Origin of the sequence: Pseudomonas sp. BAY1663, from assembly GCF_000582595.1 — a bacterium.
Taxonomy (GTDB): Bacteria; Pseudomonadota; Gammaproteobacteria; order Pseudomonadales; family Pseudomonadaceae; genus Stutzerimonas; species Stutzerimonas stutzeri_AF.
In genome coordinates this window covers 1-17,949 of the sequence record NZ_AZSV01000014.1, presented here as the reverse complement: position 1 = coordinate 17,949, position 17,949 = coordinate 1, and the positions used below count along the sequence as shown (strand labels likewise).

Genomic DNA, 17,949 nt, shown 5'->3' with positions numbered 1-17,949 from the left:
ATGATGAAAGGATGTGGTGGATGAAGGAGACCGTCAAAGCCGGAAGCTCGCTAAAATGGTGAAGGTCCAGACCAGGTCTTGAATACGAACGATACTGCAACGACCATATCGAAGCAGGTAAGGCTCCTCCGGACGCCCTGCCTGCTTTTGTGCTTGGCCTAACCAGGACCGTACTGATGGAAAAAGTTTCACTGACGAGCAGAATGGCGGTGGCTTTCATGCTCGTGGTTACGGTTGTGCTGATGGTCGCCGCAATCAGCTTCTATTATTTCTGCCAGCTGCATTTCGAGCGCAAGGATGCGCAAGTGCTGAGTGAAAAAGCCGCTGCCGTAGAGCATATGCTACGTAGCAGTACGGCTTTCGGACAGGAGGCCACCTCAAAGATCGATGCGGTCATTGAGCACTCTTTCGGGTTTGCAACTGCGGTAGTGATAGACGGCAAAACGGTTTACTCACACCACAATTTTTCTGAGCGCTTGCTTCCTCTCGTCACGGATAATCAAGAGGAACGCTGGGCAGTAAATTTCGATGGGCACCGGTACAGTGGCATTACCAGAAAAGTAGATCAGTGGGTCGAAGGGCAAGACGCAGTCATCTATCTGGCTTTGGATGTAACGCATCGAGTCCACTTCTTCGAGATGATTCAGCAATGGTTTGCTTATACGCTCGTGATCAGTGCGCTTCTAAGTGGGGCACTAGGTGTTGTTCTGATCAAAAAGGGCTTGAAGCCCATTGGCGAACTATCCAAGACATCTTCAACCGTAACCGCCAACTGCTTAGATACGCGGATTCCGACCGAGTCAGTACCAGGCGAACTTCATGAACTCGTTGCTAACTTCAATGAAATGCTCTCGCGCTTGGATGATTCTTTCCTCCGGCTGTCAGGTTTCTCAGCGGACATCGCGCATGAGCTAAGAACGCCGCTGAACAGCATGCTTACCCAAATGGAGGTCGCGCTCTTGCGCGACCGCGAGAATACCGACTACAAGAACATTTTGTATTCCGCCCTCGAAGAACTTAGGCGCATGTCAAAGATGGTCGATGACATGCTGTTCCTAGCCAAGGCGGACAACGGAAAGATTACGCCCAGTGCCGAAGATGCCAGCATAGCTGAGATTGCCGCTAGCGTTATCGAATATTACGAGCTAGCAGCCGAGGAAAAAAAATGTAAAAATCGCTCTTTCAGGCGATGGATCGGTGAATGGGGACAAATCAATGCTAAGACGGGCTATTTCAAACATAGTCTCTAACGCAGTTCGGTATGCGGAGGAACGCAGCACCATAAGCGTTGAAATAAGCGAGAGCGGCGCTTCGGTTTCCACGGCTATTTCCAACCGCGGCATAACTATTCCAGCCGAGCTTCAAACCCGGATATTCGACCGTTTCTACAGGGTCGACACCGCAAGGCGCGAAGGTACTACGTTGAACGCGGGCCTCGGCATGGCTATCACTCGTTCAATAGTAGAAGCGCACAAAGGGCGCATCGCTTGTGAATCAGCGGAGGGACGCACGACTTTTACAATGACGCTTCCAAGGCTTATGTCTAGTTAATGGCAGATGCCCACAACGACCCTGACCTACGCTTTAGAGAAATGCCTGGCTGAACCGAAAGAGGTCACGCCTTTCGAACCTGTATGTTTGATCCTGGAGGTTCCCGTGACAGCGTCCTCATCGAGAAAATGCGGTACGACGGCCGCAGCGCTCAACGAAGCGTGCTTCTGCGTGAGCCTGGATCAGGTTGCGCTCACAAATGCATTGTCCGAACAGCTTGGAAATCCCGAGTTGTCAGAGCTATTGAAGTCACGTTGCCCCCATGTATTTGCTGCTCGACCGGTATTTGTTTCGCCGTCGCGACTGCGTCAGGTGCGTGAGGTCATCCAAGCCATCGAGCGAACCGTGAGTTTGCCCGCTTGGCGCGAGCATGCTCTGGATTCCGCCCCCCCTATTGCGCAACACAACCCTCGTCGCGCGCGGGGCGTCTTCTTTGGCTACGATTTTCATCTGGATGAGGACAAGCTTGGGCTCATCGAAATAAACACAAATGCGGGCGGAGCGATGCTAAACGTATTGCTCGCCCGCGCGCAGCGCAGTTGTTGCAGCGGCGTAGTCGGACTATCGCCGGGGCAGGAATGGCCCGGAGGCTTCGAACAATCGATTCTGCATATGTTCGCCCAAGAATGGTCTGCGAGCGGCGAGCAACGTCCGCTCACGCGCGTGGTGATCTTGGATGAAAGCCCACAAGCCCAATACCTGTATCCGGAGTTCCTTCTTTTTCAGCGGTTATTCGAGTCAGCAGGAATCGACTGCCTAATCGCAGACCCAGCCGATCTGGCCTTTCACAACGAGTGCCTCTTGGTCGACGGAAAGCCTGTGGATCTCGTCTATAACCGACTCACCGATTTCTATCTGGAAGGTGACAATTGCAGCGCGCTGCGCAGCGCTTATTTGGCTGATGTCGTGACGGTAACGCCGCACCCTCAGGCCTATGCCCTTTATGCCGACAAACGCCGGTTGGTTGACCTAACCAACGGACGTTTTTTGGAAGAGATTGGCGTTGGTCAGCAAATCCGAGCCGTATTGGCCCAATACGTCCCGCTTACCGTGCCTGTCGGGCATGGTAACGCAGAGCACCTCTGGCAAAACCGCCGTAGCCTCTTCTTCAAGCCCGTCAGCGGGTTTGGTAGTCGCGGTGCATACCGAGGAGACAAGCTCACCAAGCGCGTTTGGGAAGAAATCGTTGGCGGAAACTACGTCGCCCAGTCCCTTGTAGCTCCTGGCGAGCGTAGAACCGTCGCCGACCCTCAGGTACGACCGATGAAGTTTGACCTGCGCGCGTACGCTTATGCTGGCGAGGTGCAGTGGAACGCTGCCAGGGTCTACCAAGGCCAGACGACCAACTTCAGAACAGAGGGGGGCGGTTTTGCTCCTGTGTTTACCTTAGGCGAGGAAGAGGAGCGAGCCGGTTCTACAGAGCAACCGTCGCACGCCTCGTTCACGTTCTTGCTCGACGAAACCAGCGCCGTAGAGGAACTGCCGCACCCGCTATATCTGGCGCTGGTTCGAGCCGAAATGGCTACTTCTAAGCTTGCCGGTAAGCGTTTCCGATTGGCGGACTGGTATGTCGCAATGGAGGATGGCCATCCTTCCAAAGTCATCCGAGAATGGTACGGCTGGGTTGCATTCGACGCAGATGGCGCTTACCACCCTGAAATTGGCCCACCGGAAAATCGCCAGCCGAATAGTGATGACAAGGTAAATTCAACCGCTCTACCGACACGGGAAGAACACGATCGAATTGAGGCACTGTTGTTTAAAAGCGGGTGAGAGCCTGTCTCGCACAGCCCAGATGTTCCTTACGGGGCGCAGAGCCAAATGAACATTGCCTGGACTTGCCCCTATCAAACCGGACATCGTAACCCTGTTAAGTTGATGTTACAGCCAACCGCCTGAATTCCCGAGGCGAGCGGTACTTCAGTGCGCTGTGGGGATGCTCTTCGTTGTAATGCTCAAAAGCAATCGCCAGGTTGCGTAGCGCTGTCTGGCGATCCGGCCGTGGCATATGGGCGATGTAATCGCGCTTCATCGTTTTCACGAAGCTCTCCGCCATGCCGTTGCTCTGCGGGCTGCGCACTGGCGTGGTCAGCGGTATCAAGCCGATTTCCCGAGCAAAGGCGCGCGTCTGTTCGGCGGTGTACGCCGAGCCGTTATCGCTCAACCATTGAATCTGAGTGACAGGCAGTGCCTGTCCAAAACGTTTCTCGACGGCTTCAAGCATGACGTCACGGACGTCGTCACCGCTGTAGCCACTCGGGCTGGCTACCCAGCTGATGGCCTCACGGTCGCAGCAGTCCAAGGCAAAGGTCACACGCAGCTTGGCGCCATCGTCACAACGAAATTCAAAACCGTCCGAGCACCAACGGGTATTGCTCTCGCCCACTGCCACTCGGCCTTCATGACGACGAGCCACACCGGGCTGCTTGCGGCGTTTCTCCAGCAGCAGGTCATGGTCGCGCATGACCCGATAAACCCGTTTCACATTGACCGCCGGTTCGGCCTGCCTACGCAGGAGCGCCCAGACCCGGCGGTAGGAGATATGAGCTTTGCCAGAGCAGCAAGTCGAGATTGTTACGCAGCCATGCGCTCGCATTCTTCAGCGCACTTCATGCACGCTTTGGCACACTCTTGGCAGTGATCCATCTGATGTTTCGCGCATTCCTCACCGCATGCGCGGCAGATCTTGGCGCAAAGGGCACAGAACTCCTTGGCGTACTCACTTTCACGGCTCATCAGTGTGGCGGCCAACCTACAAATGTCTGCGCAGTCACGGTCCAACTCGATGCAGCGAGCCATCATTTTTACGTCATCCTCACGCAGGCAAGCAGAGGCGCACGTTTCGCACACTAGGGCACAGTTCGAACAAGCTTGGATACAGGAAGCGAACATTGAGTTTGTCATTGCGTTCTCCAGGGTTCGATAGTGGTATGTCGTCGGTGCCTACTAGCCAAATACCTCATAAGCGTATTAGCAGGCACTGAATTACGACACGCTCCTACCGAGCCCGTTTCGACCAACTTCATTACAATGCTGTAAGGTGCGCAACGGTACCGAATATGATGTATGCGGTGACAGTTGGAGACGATGAGCCAAACTTCCGATGGCTTAGCCGGCTTCGCTAGTCTGTTCTAGATAACCGGTGGGGTATGGGGAGCTCCCGGTCGCCACGACTGGGAGCATCCAATGGGGAACGGCCGGAGCGAAAGCCCTTAACTATGAGAGTCACTAGACCTGCGGCCTAATGGTTGTGAAAAGCCCTCCGGTACCGTTGCGTCGAATTAGGATGGCCTAAGACCGACCCCCTTTGCTTGTGCCGAGGCGTCTTTCTAAGAGCCTGGTCAGAACCGCTTAGGTACAGACATACCGGATGTTAGTGGTCGTGTTGCTTCCCGTCTGCGTGTACATGGTTTTTTGAAGGAGATTTGCCTTCCGCATCGGCGTTGTCACCGCCATTGCCATTGCTGTGTTTAACCGCCTGGGGCTCCTCTGACGCATGATGGTCATCGCTTTCATTATTACCATGGTGACCAAAGTTTGATTGGCCGGCTGCATCACTTGAGCTGCTAGAGCCATGGTGATCCGAGTCGCCACTGTCGCCCTGATGGTGGTCGTCCAAGGCCACCTCACCATGTTGTTGACCGTGCCCAGCTGGGGTCTCCCCACCACCATGCTGGTGACCACCGCTAGACGCAACGAGTGCTCGATACGCTCCTTCATCTAACTCAGGAAGCTTCTGCAGAAAAGCCACCATTCCCCAGATGTACGGGTCAGCCATGCTTTTACCCCACGCAGGCATCCCAGTGGCCTTGATGCCATGCTTGATGACCCAAAATGTTTTTGCTGGGTCACCGTATAGCCCCGCTTCAGCCAGGCTGGGTGGTGCGGGATAAAGGCCATTGCTTAGCTCGGTCTCAGCCATGCCTGGCGCCAAATGACAACCCACACACATCGAGTCGTAGTTCCCCGCCCCGGCGCGGATTTGGTCTTCATCGTCGAGAGATGGCACGACTATGTCTTCGGAACGAACCTCAATCGAGCGATTGCGAGCAGTTTCCAGGAATGCGTGCACGACTCCCGTATGAGGATCATCCGCGGCAACGCTAATCAGTCCTGAGAAAACAACTCCGGCCACTACCAACAGGCCCAGAGCACAGAAGGCAGCGAAGCTAATAATTATTCTTTTCATCGAAGGTCCTTAAAACCAAAGCCTGACGCCAGCAACGAACCGCGCCTCATCTAGGTCTTCGCCCTCATCTCTCGCCATATCAGCGGTATTACCGTATGCCCGGCTCCACGTGACGCCGATGTACGGTGCGAACTCACGAACGATTTCGTATCGGAGGCGGAGCCCCACCTCTGTATTTGCTAGACCAGCGCCCACTCCGCGTGCAGGATCGTCCTTGCCATAGAAATTGAGCTCGGCAGTTGGTTGGAGGATGAGCCGGTTAGTTAGGAGAATGTCGTACTCGCCTTCAAAACGTGCTGCTGTCTGCCCACCTTCACCGACGAAGGCGGTGGCTTCCGCCTCAAACCCATACAGCGCCATCCCCTGGACGCCTAAAGCCGCCCACGTCTGCGGCGACTCGGGCTTAAAGTCCTGGCGAACACCTGCTACTACATCCCACCAGGGACTGATTGCACGCCCGTAAAGCGCCTGAATTTCCGCGTCTTCAGTAACGCCATTCGTTCGCTCACCTTCCGAGCGAAACCAGAACCGATTGATATCGCCACCAACCCAGGCAGTAGCTTCCCAACTGAGGGTGCTACCTTCATTTGCGTCCTGGTACTCAAGTTGATCTAGCAGAAGGAACCAGGCCAGATACTTGTCATGGACCGTATGACCTTGAAGACCAGGGAAAGCCGCTTCTCTATCCGCATCGGTCAATACTGGAATGAACGAGGGATGAACCATGCCGGGCATTTCGAGCGTATCGTCATGCTTCATTTGGCCATGGTTCATCTTGCTATGGTCCATCGCACCATGACCCATTGCAGAATGGTCCATTTGCCCACCGGAGCCATGATTCATTGCCGCGGGCTTGGCAGAAGATGCAGGGGCTTGAGCTGCCGGAATAGGAGGGGTTTGATGCATCGAGTGATCCATCATCTCGGCGGCGTTGGCTATCCGTCCAGCCGCTGCGCTCAACGAAACTCCGAGCGCAATAAGAGCAAAGCGAGAAGATCTAGTGGTCATGGTGCGAATCCACCTCAGTACCAGTAGCCTTCGGGTCATGATCCATCTTGCCATGGTCCATTTCACCATGGTCCATCGAGCCATGACCCATGTCGCCGTGGTCCATTTCTGAGTTAGAGGAGCCTTGTGTCTGAGATGCCGGCTTGTTGCCTGAATTTTGCGACGAAGCCGATGGTTGCTTGTGCTGATCATGCGTTTGCTCTGCAAACGCAGCTGATATATTCATTACGCCCAGCAGACTGAACATTAACGCGCTGCCGATAAGAGTTTTACGCTTCATAAAATTTCCCATATAAAGTTCCTCTTACTCGTCCACTCGGACTTCACGAAACATGCCCATTTCCATGTGAAGCAGTAGGTGACAGTGATAAGCCCAACGCCCGAGTGCATCGGCTGTCACGCGGTAGCTGCGCTTCGAACCTGGAGGCATGTCGATCGTGTGCTTGCGAACCATGAACTTTCCATTCTCATCCTCAAGATCGCTCCACATACCATGCAGATGAATCGGATGGGTCATCATGGTGTCGTTGACCAAAGTGATGCGTACCCGCTCGCCATATTTGAGCCGCAGGGGCTCCGAATCAGAGAACTCTATGCCGTCAAATGACCAGGAGAACTTCTCCATGTGGCCGGTGAGATGGAGTTCGATCGTCCGACTGGGCTCACGGCCGTCCGGATCGGGGAAAGTGCTTCTCAAGTCGCCATAGGTCAGGACTCGGCGGCCGTTGTCTCGTAAGCCAATACCGGGATCGTTCAGCCTATGAGTTGGGCTCATGGTCTGCATGTCCACCAGTGGGTTATTGGACTCTGAGGGCGGGTGCGATTGCATACCTGCGCTCATCCCAGCCATTCCAGAGTGGTCCATCCCGGACATCCCACCCATTTTGCTGTGATCCATGCCGGCCATTGCGCCCATGTCGCCCATCCCTTGCATGTCACCGTGGTTCATGCCGGACATGTTGCTATGGTCCATCGCGCCCATGTCGCCGCCATGGTCCATGCCCGCCATACCGCCCATGCTGCCGTGATCCATCCCCATGTCGTCCATGGTGATTAGTGGTCGAGGATCGGTTTCTGGAACAGGAGCGCTCAGCCCTTCGGCAACCGCTAGCGTGCCACGGGCGTATCCTGTGCGATCCATCGATTGGGCGAAGATCGTGTAAGCCTCCTCGGTCGCAGGCTCGACAATCACATCGTAGGTTTCTGCCACGGCAATGCGGAATTCGTCGACGCTAACTGGGTTGACGTATTGGCCATCGGCTGCGACTACAGTCATCTTCAGCCCTGGAATGCGGACATCGAAATAGCTCATGGCCGAGCCGTTGATGAACCGCAGACGAAGCTTCTCGCCGGGCTTAAAGATGCCGGTCCAGTTCCCGTCGGGTGCTTGGCCGTTCATTAGATAGGTATAGGTGTAGCCGCTTACGTCGGCGAGGTCGGTGGGACTCATTTTCATCTGAGCCCACATTTTCCGATTCGCAATCGTAGCGGCCCAGCCGTCTTCGCTCACGTCGTTAATGAAGTCTCCGACAGTGCGCTTGTGGAAGTTGTAATAATCGGACTGCTTCTTGAGCTTAGAAAGGATTCGAGCGGGATCCTCATCGGACCAATCAGTCAACATCACCACATAGTCGCGGTCATAGCTGAACGGTTCGGGATCCTTCGCATCGATGACCAAGGGACCATAGACACCAAGCTGCTCTTGTAGGCCTGAATGACTGTGGTACCAATAGGTACCGTTCTGTTTAACCTGAAACTTGTAGACATACATGCCATCGGGAGCGATGCCGTGGAAGCTCAATCCAGGCACGCCATCCATGTTGGCCGGCAGGATCATGCCGTGCCAGTGAATCGATGTATCTTCGCTCAACTTATTTCTGACTCGCAGCGTGACGGTATCCCCTTCACGCCAACGTAGAAGCGGCCCTGGGATGGTCCCATTGATAGTCATCGCTGTCCGGGCCGCGCCGGTGATATTGACCGGCGTCTCCCCAATCAGCAGATCGAACTCCGTGCCACTTAGTACGCTGGGCTGGCCTGGGCTAGTCACTGCCCAGACCGGAGCTCGCCACAAGCCAAGACCGCCAAGGATGCCTGCGGCAGTCAAGCCTTTAACAAAGGTTCGCCTAGAGGTTTTACGTTGCATGTGTAGGTTCCAATCAAACTAAGGAGCCAAGCCGAAACCAGCCGTAAGGTTGGTGTTGCCAGCGTTAATTGATCTTAGAAACTCGCGCACGGTCTGTCTTATCAAGCGACTCGCCTTTAATCGTAAATATGGCATGCCTAAGAAAGACGCGGGATTACATTTTTGTAAGCTTAAAGCGCTTCAGAAATCGCCCAAAAAATCGCCTGTGAGCATGTCAATCTCCAGGTGGAAGCTGCGCAATGGCTTTTGATTTCCGTGCAAGGATCCGGTTGCAACGATACTCATTGAAGTCAAAGATTGCTCAATGTACGGCTAATACCATCAGCCTCTAACCGCTGCCTTCACATTATTATATTCCGATCATCTTAATAGTTTAATTTAGGCTGCAGCTTTGATAATAATCGCTTAAAATAATGTGCGCTGTTAATACTGATATCGCCGGTTCTTCCAACGAATGTTACAACTACCAACACCGTGGCAACTACAACATCCGAGAAAGCTGCCACAGTTCCGAGAGGTGCATGGTCACAGTTGCGTAAGGTTTCGCTTCAGCAATTAGCGTGGGCGTGCTTCGCTGAAGTTGCTTTTGAGGCTACCTCCTGGGCTTGGTCCTTCTGGTCAGCCTGATAACTAGCGATCGCTATTTGGCGAGCCTGCTCCATACGAGCAAAGGTACGATCACCACCACCTTCTGCCATTGCATAGGAAGAGCTTGCTGCGATGGCGAGCAGTACAGAAACGGATCTGAAGAATTTCATTACTTGTTACCTCGTTCGAAGACATGGGAGACCCAGCGCAGCTCCATAAATAGAGGCTTTGGCTTTGGCTTGGTCTTGTGTCTAAGCTAACCGAGCGTTCCTGTCAGAACCCTGATTTAGACATTACGGTTTCGTCAGTAATGCATAAAGGCAGTGAGCCCAAGCGAAAGCGCAGGTAGCGTGCATGGTGCCTTTTCGTTCAGGCAAATAGGTCTTGTTTCCAGCGGGCAAAAAAAGGGCGCCATCTAGCGCCGATAGGCCAAAGGAGCATGGAAAAGGCCAAAAAGCAGAGTGTGGGAGCAACTGCTGATGTAGACGTTAACGCTACAAGCTGTCAGACAGATGATGCGAGCATTACGTTTCTGTAAGGTACTGGCTGCACGCCCTGACAATCGGCACACTGCTCCAAATGCCGGAGGGAATACTTTCATGAAGCTTCTTGTTGCTGAAGACGAGCCGAAAACAGGCACCTACCTACAGCAGGGGCTTTCAGAGGCAGGCTTCACAGTCGATAGAGTTGAAAACGGGACCGATGCTGCTCAGCACGCGCTTCATACCACATACGACTTGCTCATCTTAGACGTGATGATGCCTGGCCTGGATGGGTGGCAGGTTTTACAGAAAGTCCGCGCTGCTGGTAATGAGGTTCCCGTGCTCTTTCTCACCGCCCGAGACGGGGTTCAGGATCGAGTAAAGGGATTGGAGTTGGGCGCTGATGATTATCTCATCAAGCCGTTTGCCTTCTCCGAATTGCTAGCCAGGATCCGTACGTTGCTTCGCCGCGGCAATAATGTCCCCAACCAAACAATACTCAAACTCCTCGACCTTGAGGTCGATCTGCTCAGGCGTCGAGTTACGCGATCGGGGAAACGAATAGACCTAACTGCAAAGGAATTCGCACTTCTTGAGCTATTACTTCGGCGTCGCGGGGAAGTGCTCTCAAAGTCCCTTATCGCCTCCCAAGTATGGGACATGAATTTCGACAGCGATACCAATGTGATTGAGGTGGCGGTACGACGGCTGAGAGCAAAAATCGATGATGAGTTCGAACCTAAGCTCATACAAACCGCGCGTGGGATGGGCTATTTGATCGACGCGCCAGACCCCTAGAGCGAAATGCTCGGCATTTCACGCGATGGGCCAAGCTACCGGTACCGATGCGGTTAAGGCGAGCCACCGAGCAAGGAGCGGTGCCGAACCTCAGTTCTCCGAGCTGGATTTCTTCAGCTGTGGCACGAAGAAGATGGGGCTCTGCGGGGGAGCTATCAGAATATCACTGGATTTGATGCTAGTGCCCTTGCGACGCCTGGTCTTGCCATCCTTACCGACCGCCAGCAAATCACCGGTCGCAACAGCGATATCGAGCGCCTGCTTTACGCGAAACTCGTCAGCCATGGTGTAGTTGGTCAATCCGCTCATCAGGCCCAAAAAAGGTTGCCGTTCTACCTCGTAGACCTGTTTGGGCAAGAGCTCTGAAAGTTCTCCTCGGACGCGGTCATCGGTGGCATCGTCGAAGTGATGCTCATCCAACAGCAAATCGTGTTGGCCTGTCACGGCGATATCCGATTGGCGTCGTAGCCGAAAAAGCTGGAAGGCGACAGCATATGGGAAAAGTTGTTGCCGTATTTCCAGTGGATCTTCTTCATCACATCGTTGGCGCGGTAGTTGTCCGCCAGATGGATAAACCAATAGGCCATCGGGTTGCTGCCAGCAGGGCGGATGAAGAACACGGTCATGTACTGGGCACCGCTTTCCTGTTTGATCCCTTCAGACAGATGGCGTTGGATCAGGTACTGCCAATTGCGAGGCTGATGTGCCTTCAGCTCTTTCAGCATGCCATGCGCTTTTGTTGGTGCAATCTATAAGCGTGCGTCGGTTGCCGGGCATTAGTAAATGAAAGGCTACCGAGACAGTAAAGATTTGAAGTGGGCAGTCTTCAAGCTAATCAGGCGATCTACAATAAAGCCAACGTCTAACCGAGTCACATTGAAGTCAATTTAGTCGATTAAACGTCTTTATATATAGCGCGCCTCGGTTGCATGCGGCTTTTGATTGGGAATGCAATGGCGGGACATTAGCGCGTGCACGCTTACCGTGGTGCATTGAAACTCAAAATATCCAGTTGCTCGGTCAGCCAGCGATGCGCCTGATATGTACTCTGAAATTTACGAGCTAGGATGCGTACACCTTTATCTACGCTACAGTCACGGAGCGTGAGGCCATGACCTTCTTCGTCGATTTCGTAGGTCTTTGCTTTCATATCGCCGAGCTGCATCGCCAGCAGCCTAACGTCATCGAGTGAATGAATGGGGGCTATGCTGTGCTTGCGCACGTAGGAGCGTACCTTCTCAGAAAGCTCATTGAAGTCATCTGCATTAATGCGGTGGACTATATCATCTGAATCTGGGATTTTCTCCGGATAGTCATCATCAAGTGATACGCAGTGTTCCACACCGTGAATGCTTGCTACTAGGTATTGACCGCCGACTTCGTCGCGCTCGCAGTTAAGAATTAGGATAGACATGATTTTTCCTCAGGTTGTTGTTCTGTTCATAATTCTAAGTTGCTCTGCTTAAAAAAGGCAATAGGCTAACTGTATTTTTATGCAGTCTCTGGTTAATGCCCCGGAGGCCGTTCGGCTGGCTATCTAGTAGAGTGTTCGACCCAAAACTCATAATTTAAAAGTGGCACAAGCAGTATGTCGTGGGCAGTGGTGTCTCGGTAAGCGATCGCGCCAGTCCGTCGCCGACCCAGGCTGTGAGCGCAATTTAAAATTACTCTACTTGGTTCTCGCATTTTAAAATGTGAATCGGCTGAAAGAGTGGAAGCACCTGCTGATACCCGACGCTATCCAGTCGGTCTATGTGCTGCTCCCGGCGGGTTGTCTTGATGGGTCAGGTAACATGGTGCGTTCTTGGCCAACGAACCAAAGTCCGGAATGCGATATAGAAAGGATAGAATTTTTGCACCTTTGCAATGTTTGGCTTTTGGGGTTATATAAAAAATAATGCTCTGGTTGTTGTTTTTTTTGTTTTCGTATTTGCAATAATTGATTGTGTGGCATGTGTCACGCAAATAATAATTAGAAGAATAATATGAATGCAGAGACTCAAAGCGCCTATATTAGTTTGGCCAGTAATTTTTATGCGACTCGGATGCAGGGCGTTGAGCTTGATGAGCTCAATATTATTGGTGCTTTACTACGGGCGGCCCCTGATTACCGCCCGGATTATTATCGGCGCCTACGTAACGCTTTGGCGTTTGATCAAAAGCATCGAGGAAATTTCTGGGCTGCCCAAGAAATCAATCGTACGCTCAATCCGGTCACTGTGTTAAATCTGCCGCGAAAGAAAAAGCAGCGACGTCCGCAGAAGCTTTCTACCGCTGATTTCGAAGCGTGGCTACGGTGTCTGGCTGAACGAGATATGCCTGTCGAAGCGGGAGCTTTAATGGTGATATCTCTTACCGGAGCGCGACCATGCGAGCTTAACGGAATTTCTATCGATGGCCGGCGCATCCATATATCCGGTGCAAAGCTTAGCCACAACGGTTTACGCGGCGCTAGCCGAACGCTTGAGGCTGATGGAGACGTCTGCAATATCTTGAGAAACGCTCTCGCTGCTTTTAAATGTCAGCCGCGCAGTATGGATTCAATACGCGTTGCGCTTCACCAAGTCGCTACTGAGCTATTCGGTAGGAGGAAGGTGCCGAGTATGTACACACTTCGTCACCAGTTCGGCTCAAATCTGAAAGCCTCAGGCATGTCCGCAATTGAAATGGCATACGTCATGGGGCACCAGGCTACCGATTCGATTAGCCGCTATGGCGATAAAAGATTTGGACGTGCAGAAGCGGTTAAGGTTAAGCCTGCAAGCGATGCTGACTTTTCAAAGGTGAGAGATACAGTGCCTGCTCGAATGCGTGCGGACGCCGTGGCTCTTAATGATCAGCGAGACTTGGATCGTAGGACTGAGGTCGCTGACGGCTGAGGTGATGTGGTCATTTCAGCGGACAATCATGAATTCCTTAGGCTATAGAGCGTTTGTATCTAGCTCTGGTTTTGATAGCGGTTTCCACCTTTACGTCGTCAACGCTCAGGTATCTGTTCGTTTTGTCGAACCATTGCATCGCCCTTTGTGATTGGCGTATAAACACACAAACACCTATTAGCGGAGAACGCTATGAATACCATTCGCTGGAATGTCGCCGTCTCGGCCGACACCGACCAGTCGCTTCGGATGTTTCTGGCCAGCCAGGGCGGCGGCCGTAAGGGCGACCTGTCGCGCTTCATCGAAGAAGCGGTACGGGCACACATCCTGGAGCTGAGCGCTGAGCAGGCCAAGGCCGCTAACGCCCATCTGAGTGAGGCAGAATTGACCAACGCGGTTGACGAAGCGCTCGACTGGGCACGTAAGCGCTGATGCGGGTCGTGTTGGATACCAACATCCTGTTCAGCGCCCTGATCTCGCCACATGGCGCGCCCGATGCGATCTACCGTGCCTGGCGGGCGGCGCGTTTCGAGGTGGTGACCTCGCGGATGCAACTCGATGAAATTCGTCGAGCCAGCCGCTATCCCAAGCTTCAGGCCATCCTACAGCCCGCCAAGGTGGGCGCCATGATCAATAACCTGCAACGGGCTGTGGTACTGGAGCGCCTGACCATCGAGGTCGAAGCCGATGATCCGGATGACTCGTTTTTGCTGGCCATGGCCTTGGCGGGCGATGCGGACTACCTGGTAACCGGTGATCGCCGCGCCGGCCTGCTGCAACGCGGGCACATCGAACGCACGCGGATCGTCACGCCCGCCGTGTTCTGCGTCGAGGTGCTGTGATCAATGCCGGTCGGTTTTCTGACTCAAGAGCAACGCGACGGTTTTGGCCGCTATGTTGATTCGCCCAGCCGTGAAGAGCTGGAACGTTACTTCCACCTGAGCGATGAAGACCGTGAAGCCATCCAGGTGCTGCGGGGTAACCATAACCGTCTGGGTTATGCCGTTCTGCTGACCACCGTCCGCTTCGTTGGCGTTCTGCCGGACAAGCCCGCCGCCGTGCCGGTGGAAGTCCTGCAGGTGCTTTGCCGACAACTGGCGATTCCAGACCCCGACTGCCTCCAGCGCTATAGCGATCATCGCCGCTGGATACATGCCACCGATATTCAGAACCGCTTTGGCTATCGTCATTTCACCGATCCGGGCATCGGCTTTCGCTTGAGCCGCTGGCTGTATGCCCTCTGCTGGACGGGCACCGACCGGCCGGGAGTGCTGTTTGAGCGAGCCACCTCGTGGCTGTTCACACAGAAAGTCCTCCTGCCTGGTGTGTCTCAACTAGAGCGCTTTATCGCCCAGTTGCGCAGTCGGGTCGAAGAACGCCTCTGGTTTACGCTGGGCCGCAGCGTGACTGAGGAACAGCGATTGCAACTGCAAGACTTGCTGACGGTGGCCGAAGGCAACCGCAGCTCCCGGCTGGATCAATTGCGCTCCGGCCCGGTCATGGTCAGTGGCCCCGCGTTGATTCGGGCACTGCGCCGGCTCGATGACGTGCGCGGCATCGGCATCACCTTGCCGGCGGCGGCGCACATCCCTCCCAGCCGTATCGCCGCCCTGGCCCGCTTCGCCAACACGGCCAAGGTCACCGCGATTAATCGGCTGCCGGCGTCGCGGCGGATGGCGACACTGGTGGCCTTCGCACTCTGCCTGGAGGCGACTGCGCACGACGACGCACTGGAAGTCCTGGAGGCCTTGCTGCGCGACCTGTTCAGCAACGCGGAGAAGGCCGACAAGAAAGCCCGCATGCGCAGCCTGAAAGACCTGGATCGGTCGGCCGCGACGCTCGCCGCCGCGTGCAAGGTCGTGCTGGACAGCTCGATCAGCGATGACAACGTGCGCGCCCGGCTGTTCAACGACCTGCCGAGGACCACCCTGGAAAAGGCCCTGGAAGAGGTCAACGCGCTGATCCGCCCGGTAGATGACGTCTATTTTCTTGCATTGGAAGCGCGCTACCGCAGCGTGCGCCGCTTCCTGCCCGACCTGCTCAAGCACATCCGCTTCGGCTTCAGCCCGGCCGGCAAGGGCGTGGCGGCTAGTCTGGAGTGGCTGCAACTGAACCTGCCGCGCCGGAAGCCAGAGGATGACGCGCCGCAGGAGATCGTGGCCAAGGCTTGGCAGAAGCACATCACCCGCGAAGATGGCTCCCTCGACATGGGTGCCTATGTGTTCTGCACGCTCGATGCGCTGCGCACGGCCCTGCGCCGCCGCGATGTCTTCGTCTCGCCCAGTTGGCGCTATGCCGACCCGCGCCTTGGCCTGCTCGACGGTGCCGAATGGCTGGCGGCGCGACCGATCATCTGCCGGTCACTGGGCCTGACCATCGACGCCAAAACCACCCTGGACGCCTTGTCCGTCGAGCTGGATGCAACCTGGCTGGCAGTAGCCGCGCGCCTGCCCGACAACCCGGCGATTCAACTGAGCGAGAACACCGAGGGCAAGACCGAACTGTCGCTCGGGGCGCTGGACAAGCTGGACGAGCCCTGCTCGTTGCTGCAACTGCGGGCGGCCGTGTCTGACCTGATGCCGCGTGTCGATCTGCCGGAAATCCTCTTGGAAATCGCCGCCCGCACTGGCTTTTCCGAGGCCTTCACCCATGTCTCCGAACGCAATGCACGCGCCGACAACCTGGTCACCAGCCTCTGCGCGGTGCTGTTGGGCGGGGCCTGCAACACCGGCCTGGAGCCCTTGATCCGCACCGACAACCCGGCGCTGCGCCGTGACCGGCTGTCCTGGGTCAGCCAGAATTATATCCGCGACGACACCCTGTCAGCGGCTAACGCCATCCTGGTCGGAGCGCAAAGCCAACTGGAACTGGCCCAAGTCTGGGGTGGCGGCGAGGTCGCCTCCGCCGATGGCATGCGCTTCGTCGTACCGGTGCGCACCGTGCATGCCGGCCCCAATCCGAAGTATTTCGGCACCGGCCGGGGTGTCACCTGGTACAACCTGATTTCCGACCAATTCTCCGGCCTCAACGCCATCACCGTGCCCGGCACGCTGCGCGACAGCCTGGTGTTGCTGGCGGTCGTGCTGGAACAGCAGACCGAGTTGCAGCCGACGCAAATCATGACCGAGACCGGGGCCTACAGCGATGTGGTGTTCGGGCTCTTCCGCCTACTTGGCTACCACTTCAGTCCGCGGCTGGCCGATGTCGGCGGTACCCGCTTCTGGCGCACGCGCCCGGACGCGGACTACGGCAAGCTCAACGGGCTGGCCCGCCAGTCGGTCAAACTCGACCTGATCGCCGAGCACTGGGACGACCTGCTGCGCCTGGCCGGCTCGCTCAAACTCGGCCGGGTGCCGGCGACTGGCATCATGCGCACGCTGCAAACGGGAGATAGACCCACCCGGCTGGCCCAGGCGCTGGCCGAATTCGGGCGGATCGAAAAGACTCTGCACACGTTGACCTATATCGACGACGAGTCCAAGCGCCGCGCCACCCTGACCCAGTTGAACCGAGGCGAAGGCCGGCACAGCCTGGCCCGCGCCGTGTTCCACGGCAAACGCGGCGAGCTCCGCCAGCGCTACCGCGAAGGCCAGGAAGACCAGCTCGGTGCTCTGGGCCTGGTGGTGAACATCATCGTGCTGTGGAACACCCTCTACATGACGGCGGCCGTGGAACGGCTCAAGCAGCACGGCTATCCAGTGCTGGAAGAGGATTTGGCCCGGCTATCGCCGCTGATCTACGAGCACATCAACATGCTCGGGCGGTATTCCTTTGCGGTACCGGAAGAAGTTGCGCGCGGCGAGCTGCGGCCACTGCGTAATCCAGACGACGACCTGTGATCCCCCTAAACGCTATGAGCAACACCCAAGCTGCTGCTGGATCGGCGGGCACTTCACCGAGCCGAACGAACAGAAAACGCAGCAATCCCCTGGGTTGGGGCGCAGCAGCGCCTTGCAGTTGCTGCACTCGTAATAGAACTGGCAGGCGTCCGTGGGCATGGTTTCCGGCTTGGCGAAGCCGCAGCGCGGGCAAGTCAGCACGGACTCAAGGACAATGGCGCTCATCGTGACCTCACTTCTGCACTGTGGAGGGGTATCCCGCGTTCGCGGTCGCCTCAGTCAGTGCCTCGGGCTGGGCCTTATCGGGATCGTAGGTGACGGTCGCCGTCTTCTGGTCGAAATTGACCTGGACGTCACTCACGCCGGACACCTTCTCCAGCGACTTCTTGACCGTGATCGGACAGAGTCCGCACGTCATGTTCTGCACGTCGAGCGTGACGGTTTTCGGGGGAGCCGCCAGCGCCACGAA

General features: G+C 55.6%; 18 protein-coding genes and 1 pseudogene. 8 read left to right on the top strand and 11 right to left on the bottom strand.

The annotated features are described in order from the left end of the window. Nucleotides 1-176: 176 nt before the first annotated feature. From BAY1663_RS06445 to BAY1663_RS06440, 3 genes are all read left to right on the top strand, one after another. Nucleotides 177-1,250 carry a histidine kinase dimerization/phospho-acceptor domain-containing protein gene (locus BAY1663_RS06445; protein ID WP_256206570.1) on the top strand — a complete coding sequence of 358 codons (1,074 nt, stop codon included), beginning with the start codon at nucleotides 177-179 and terminating at the stop codon, nucleotides 1,248-1,250. Further along, nucleotides 1,216-1,551, top strand: coding sequence for a sensor histidine kinase KdpD (locus tag BAY1663_RS25045; RefSeq protein ID WP_256206572.1), 336 nt, complete (start codon nucleotides 1,216-1,218; stop codon nucleotides 1,549-1,551). The genes BAY1663_RS06445 and BAY1663_RS25045 overlap by 35 nt, the downstream gene beginning before the upstream one ends. 171 nt (nucleotides 1,552-1,722) lie before the next feature. After that, nucleotides 1,723-3,324, top strand: coding sequence for a hypothetical protein (locus BAY1663_RS06440; protein WP_238586985.1), 1,602 nt, complete (start codon nucleotides 1,723-1,725; stop codon nucleotides 3,322-3,324). A gap of 97 nt (nucleotides 3,325-3,421) precedes the next feature. On the opposite strand, the gene BAY1663_RS06435 is transcribed toward BAY1663_RS06440, so the two are convergent. The 7 genes from BAY1663_RS06435 to BAY1663_RS23355 form a co-directional block, all read right to left on the bottom strand. Further along, entirely contained in the window at nucleotides 3,422-4,147 is a 726-nt protein-coding gene (locus BAY1663_RS06435) for an IS3 family transposase (protein ID WP_051497084.1), read from the bottom strand. Then, nucleotides 4,126-4,455, bottom strand: coding sequence for a four-helix bundle copper-binding protein (locus BAY1663_RS06430; RefSeq protein ID WP_017245518.1), 330 nt, complete (start codon nucleotides 4,453-4,455; stop codon nucleotides 4,126-4,128). The genes BAY1663_RS06435 and BAY1663_RS06430 overlap by 22 nt, the downstream gene beginning before the upstream one ends. Before the next feature lie 469 nt (nucleotides 4,456-4,924). After that, nucleotides 4,925-5,740, bottom strand: a complete 816-nt coding sequence (locus BAY1663_RS23365; RefSeq protein ID WP_017245517.1) for a c-type cytochrome — start codon at nucleotides 5,738-5,740, stop codon at nucleotides 4,925-4,927. Between the two features lie 9 nt (nucleotides 5,741-5,749). Continuing rightward, a complete protein-coding gene (locus BAY1663_RS06420) occupies nucleotides 5,750-6,748 on the bottom strand; it encodes a copper resistance protein B (protein WP_037002812.1) in 999 nt (332 codons plus the stop codon). Continuing rightward, entirely contained in the window at nucleotides 6,738-7,028 is a 291-nt protein-coding gene (locus BAY1663_RS23360) for a hypothetical protein (protein WP_170934340.1), read from the bottom strand. The genes BAY1663_RS06420 and BAY1663_RS23360 overlap by 11 nt, the downstream gene beginning before the upstream one ends. 24 nt (nucleotides 7,029-7,052) lie before the next feature. Beyond that, nucleotides 7,053-8,894: a copper resistance system multicopper oxidase gene (locus tag BAY1663_RS06415; protein WP_019407031.1), complete on the bottom strand. Its 1,842-nt coding sequence runs from the start codon at nucleotides 8,892-8,894 to the stop codon at nucleotides 7,053-7,055. 548 nt (nucleotides 8,895-9,442) lie between these two features. Beyond that, nucleotides 9,443-9,652, bottom strand: a complete 210-nt coding sequence (locus tag BAY1663_RS23355) for a co-regulatory protein PtrA N-terminal domain-containing protein (RefSeq protein WP_015275566.1) — start codon at nucleotides 9,650-9,652, stop codon at nucleotides 9,443-9,445. Nucleotides 9,653-10,081: 429 nt separating this feature from the next. On the opposite strand from BAY1663_RS23355, the gene BAY1663_RS06410 reads away from it, so the two are divergent. Then, nucleotides 10,082-10,762, top strand: coding sequence for a heavy metal response regulator transcription factor (locus BAY1663_RS06410; protein ID WP_003292635.1), 681 nt, complete (start codon nucleotides 10,082-10,084; stop codon nucleotides 10,760-10,762). Between the two features lie 90 nt (nucleotides 10,763-10,852). On the opposite strand, the pseudogene tcmP reads toward BAY1663_RS06410, so the two are convergent. Both tcmP and BAY1663_RS06400 read right to left on the bottom strand, forming a co-directional pair. After that, nucleotides 10,853-11,484: pseudogene (tcmP, locus tag BAY1663_RS06405) on the bottom strand (three-Cys-motif partner protein TcmP); the annotation flags it as partial. A 257-nt stretch (nucleotides 11,485-11,741) separates the two neighbouring features. Continuing rightward, nucleotides 11,742-12,176, bottom strand: a complete 435-nt coding sequence (locus tag BAY1663_RS06400) for a hypothetical protein (RefSeq protein WP_017246346.1) — start codon at nucleotides 12,174-12,176, stop codon at nucleotides 11,742-11,744. A 571-nt stretch (nucleotides 12,177-12,747) separates the two neighbouring features. On the opposite strand from BAY1663_RS06400, the gene BAY1663_RS23350 reads away from it, so the two are divergent. The 4 genes from BAY1663_RS23350 (at nucleotide 12,748) to BAY1663_RS06385 (ending at nucleotide 17,480) form a co-directional block, all read left to right on the top strand. Beyond that, nucleotides 12,748-13,641 carry an integrase gene (locus tag BAY1663_RS23350; protein ID WP_003291594.1) on the top strand — a complete coding sequence of 298 codons (894 nt, stop codon included), beginning with the start codon at nucleotides 12,748-12,750 and terminating at the stop codon, nucleotides 13,639-13,641. Between the two features lie 192 nt (nucleotides 13,642-13,833). Further along, the gene (locus tag BAY1663_RS06395) at nucleotides 13,834-14,073 is read left to right on the top strand and encodes a ribbon-helix-helix domain-containing protein (protein WP_003089107.1); all 240 of its coding nucleotides are present in this window, start codon (nucleotides 13,834-13,836) and stop codon (nucleotides 14,071-14,073) included. Further along, nucleotides 14,073-14,483, top strand: a complete 411-nt coding sequence (locus tag BAY1663_RS06390) for a putative toxin-antitoxin system toxin component, PIN family (protein ID WP_003150546.1) — start codon at nucleotides 14,073-14,075, stop codon at nucleotides 14,481-14,483. The genes BAY1663_RS06395 and BAY1663_RS06390 overlap by 1 nt, the downstream gene beginning before the upstream one ends. A gap of 3 nt (nucleotides 14,484-14,486) precedes the next feature. Continuing rightward, a complete protein-coding gene (locus BAY1663_RS06385; protein WP_037038750.1) occupies nucleotides 14,487-17,480 on the top strand; it encodes a Tn3 family transposase in 2,994 nt (997 codons plus the stop codon). 12 nt (nucleotides 17,481-17,492) lie between these two features. On the opposite strand, the gene BAY1663_RS23345 is transcribed toward BAY1663_RS06385, so the two are convergent. Further along, nucleotides 17,493-17,705 (bottom strand): GDCCVxC domain-containing (seleno)protein, encoded by a 213-nt coding sequence (locus BAY1663_RS23345; protein ID WP_003089113.1) that lies wholly within the window; start codon nucleotides 17,703-17,705, stop codon nucleotides 17,493-17,495. A gap of 7 nt (nucleotides 17,706-17,712) precedes the next feature. After that, the coding region (gene merP / locus BAY1663_RS06380) for a mercury resistance system periplasmic binding protein MerP (protein ID WP_037038747.1) at nucleotides 17,713-17,949 on the bottom strand (237 nt) is incomplete at its 5' end.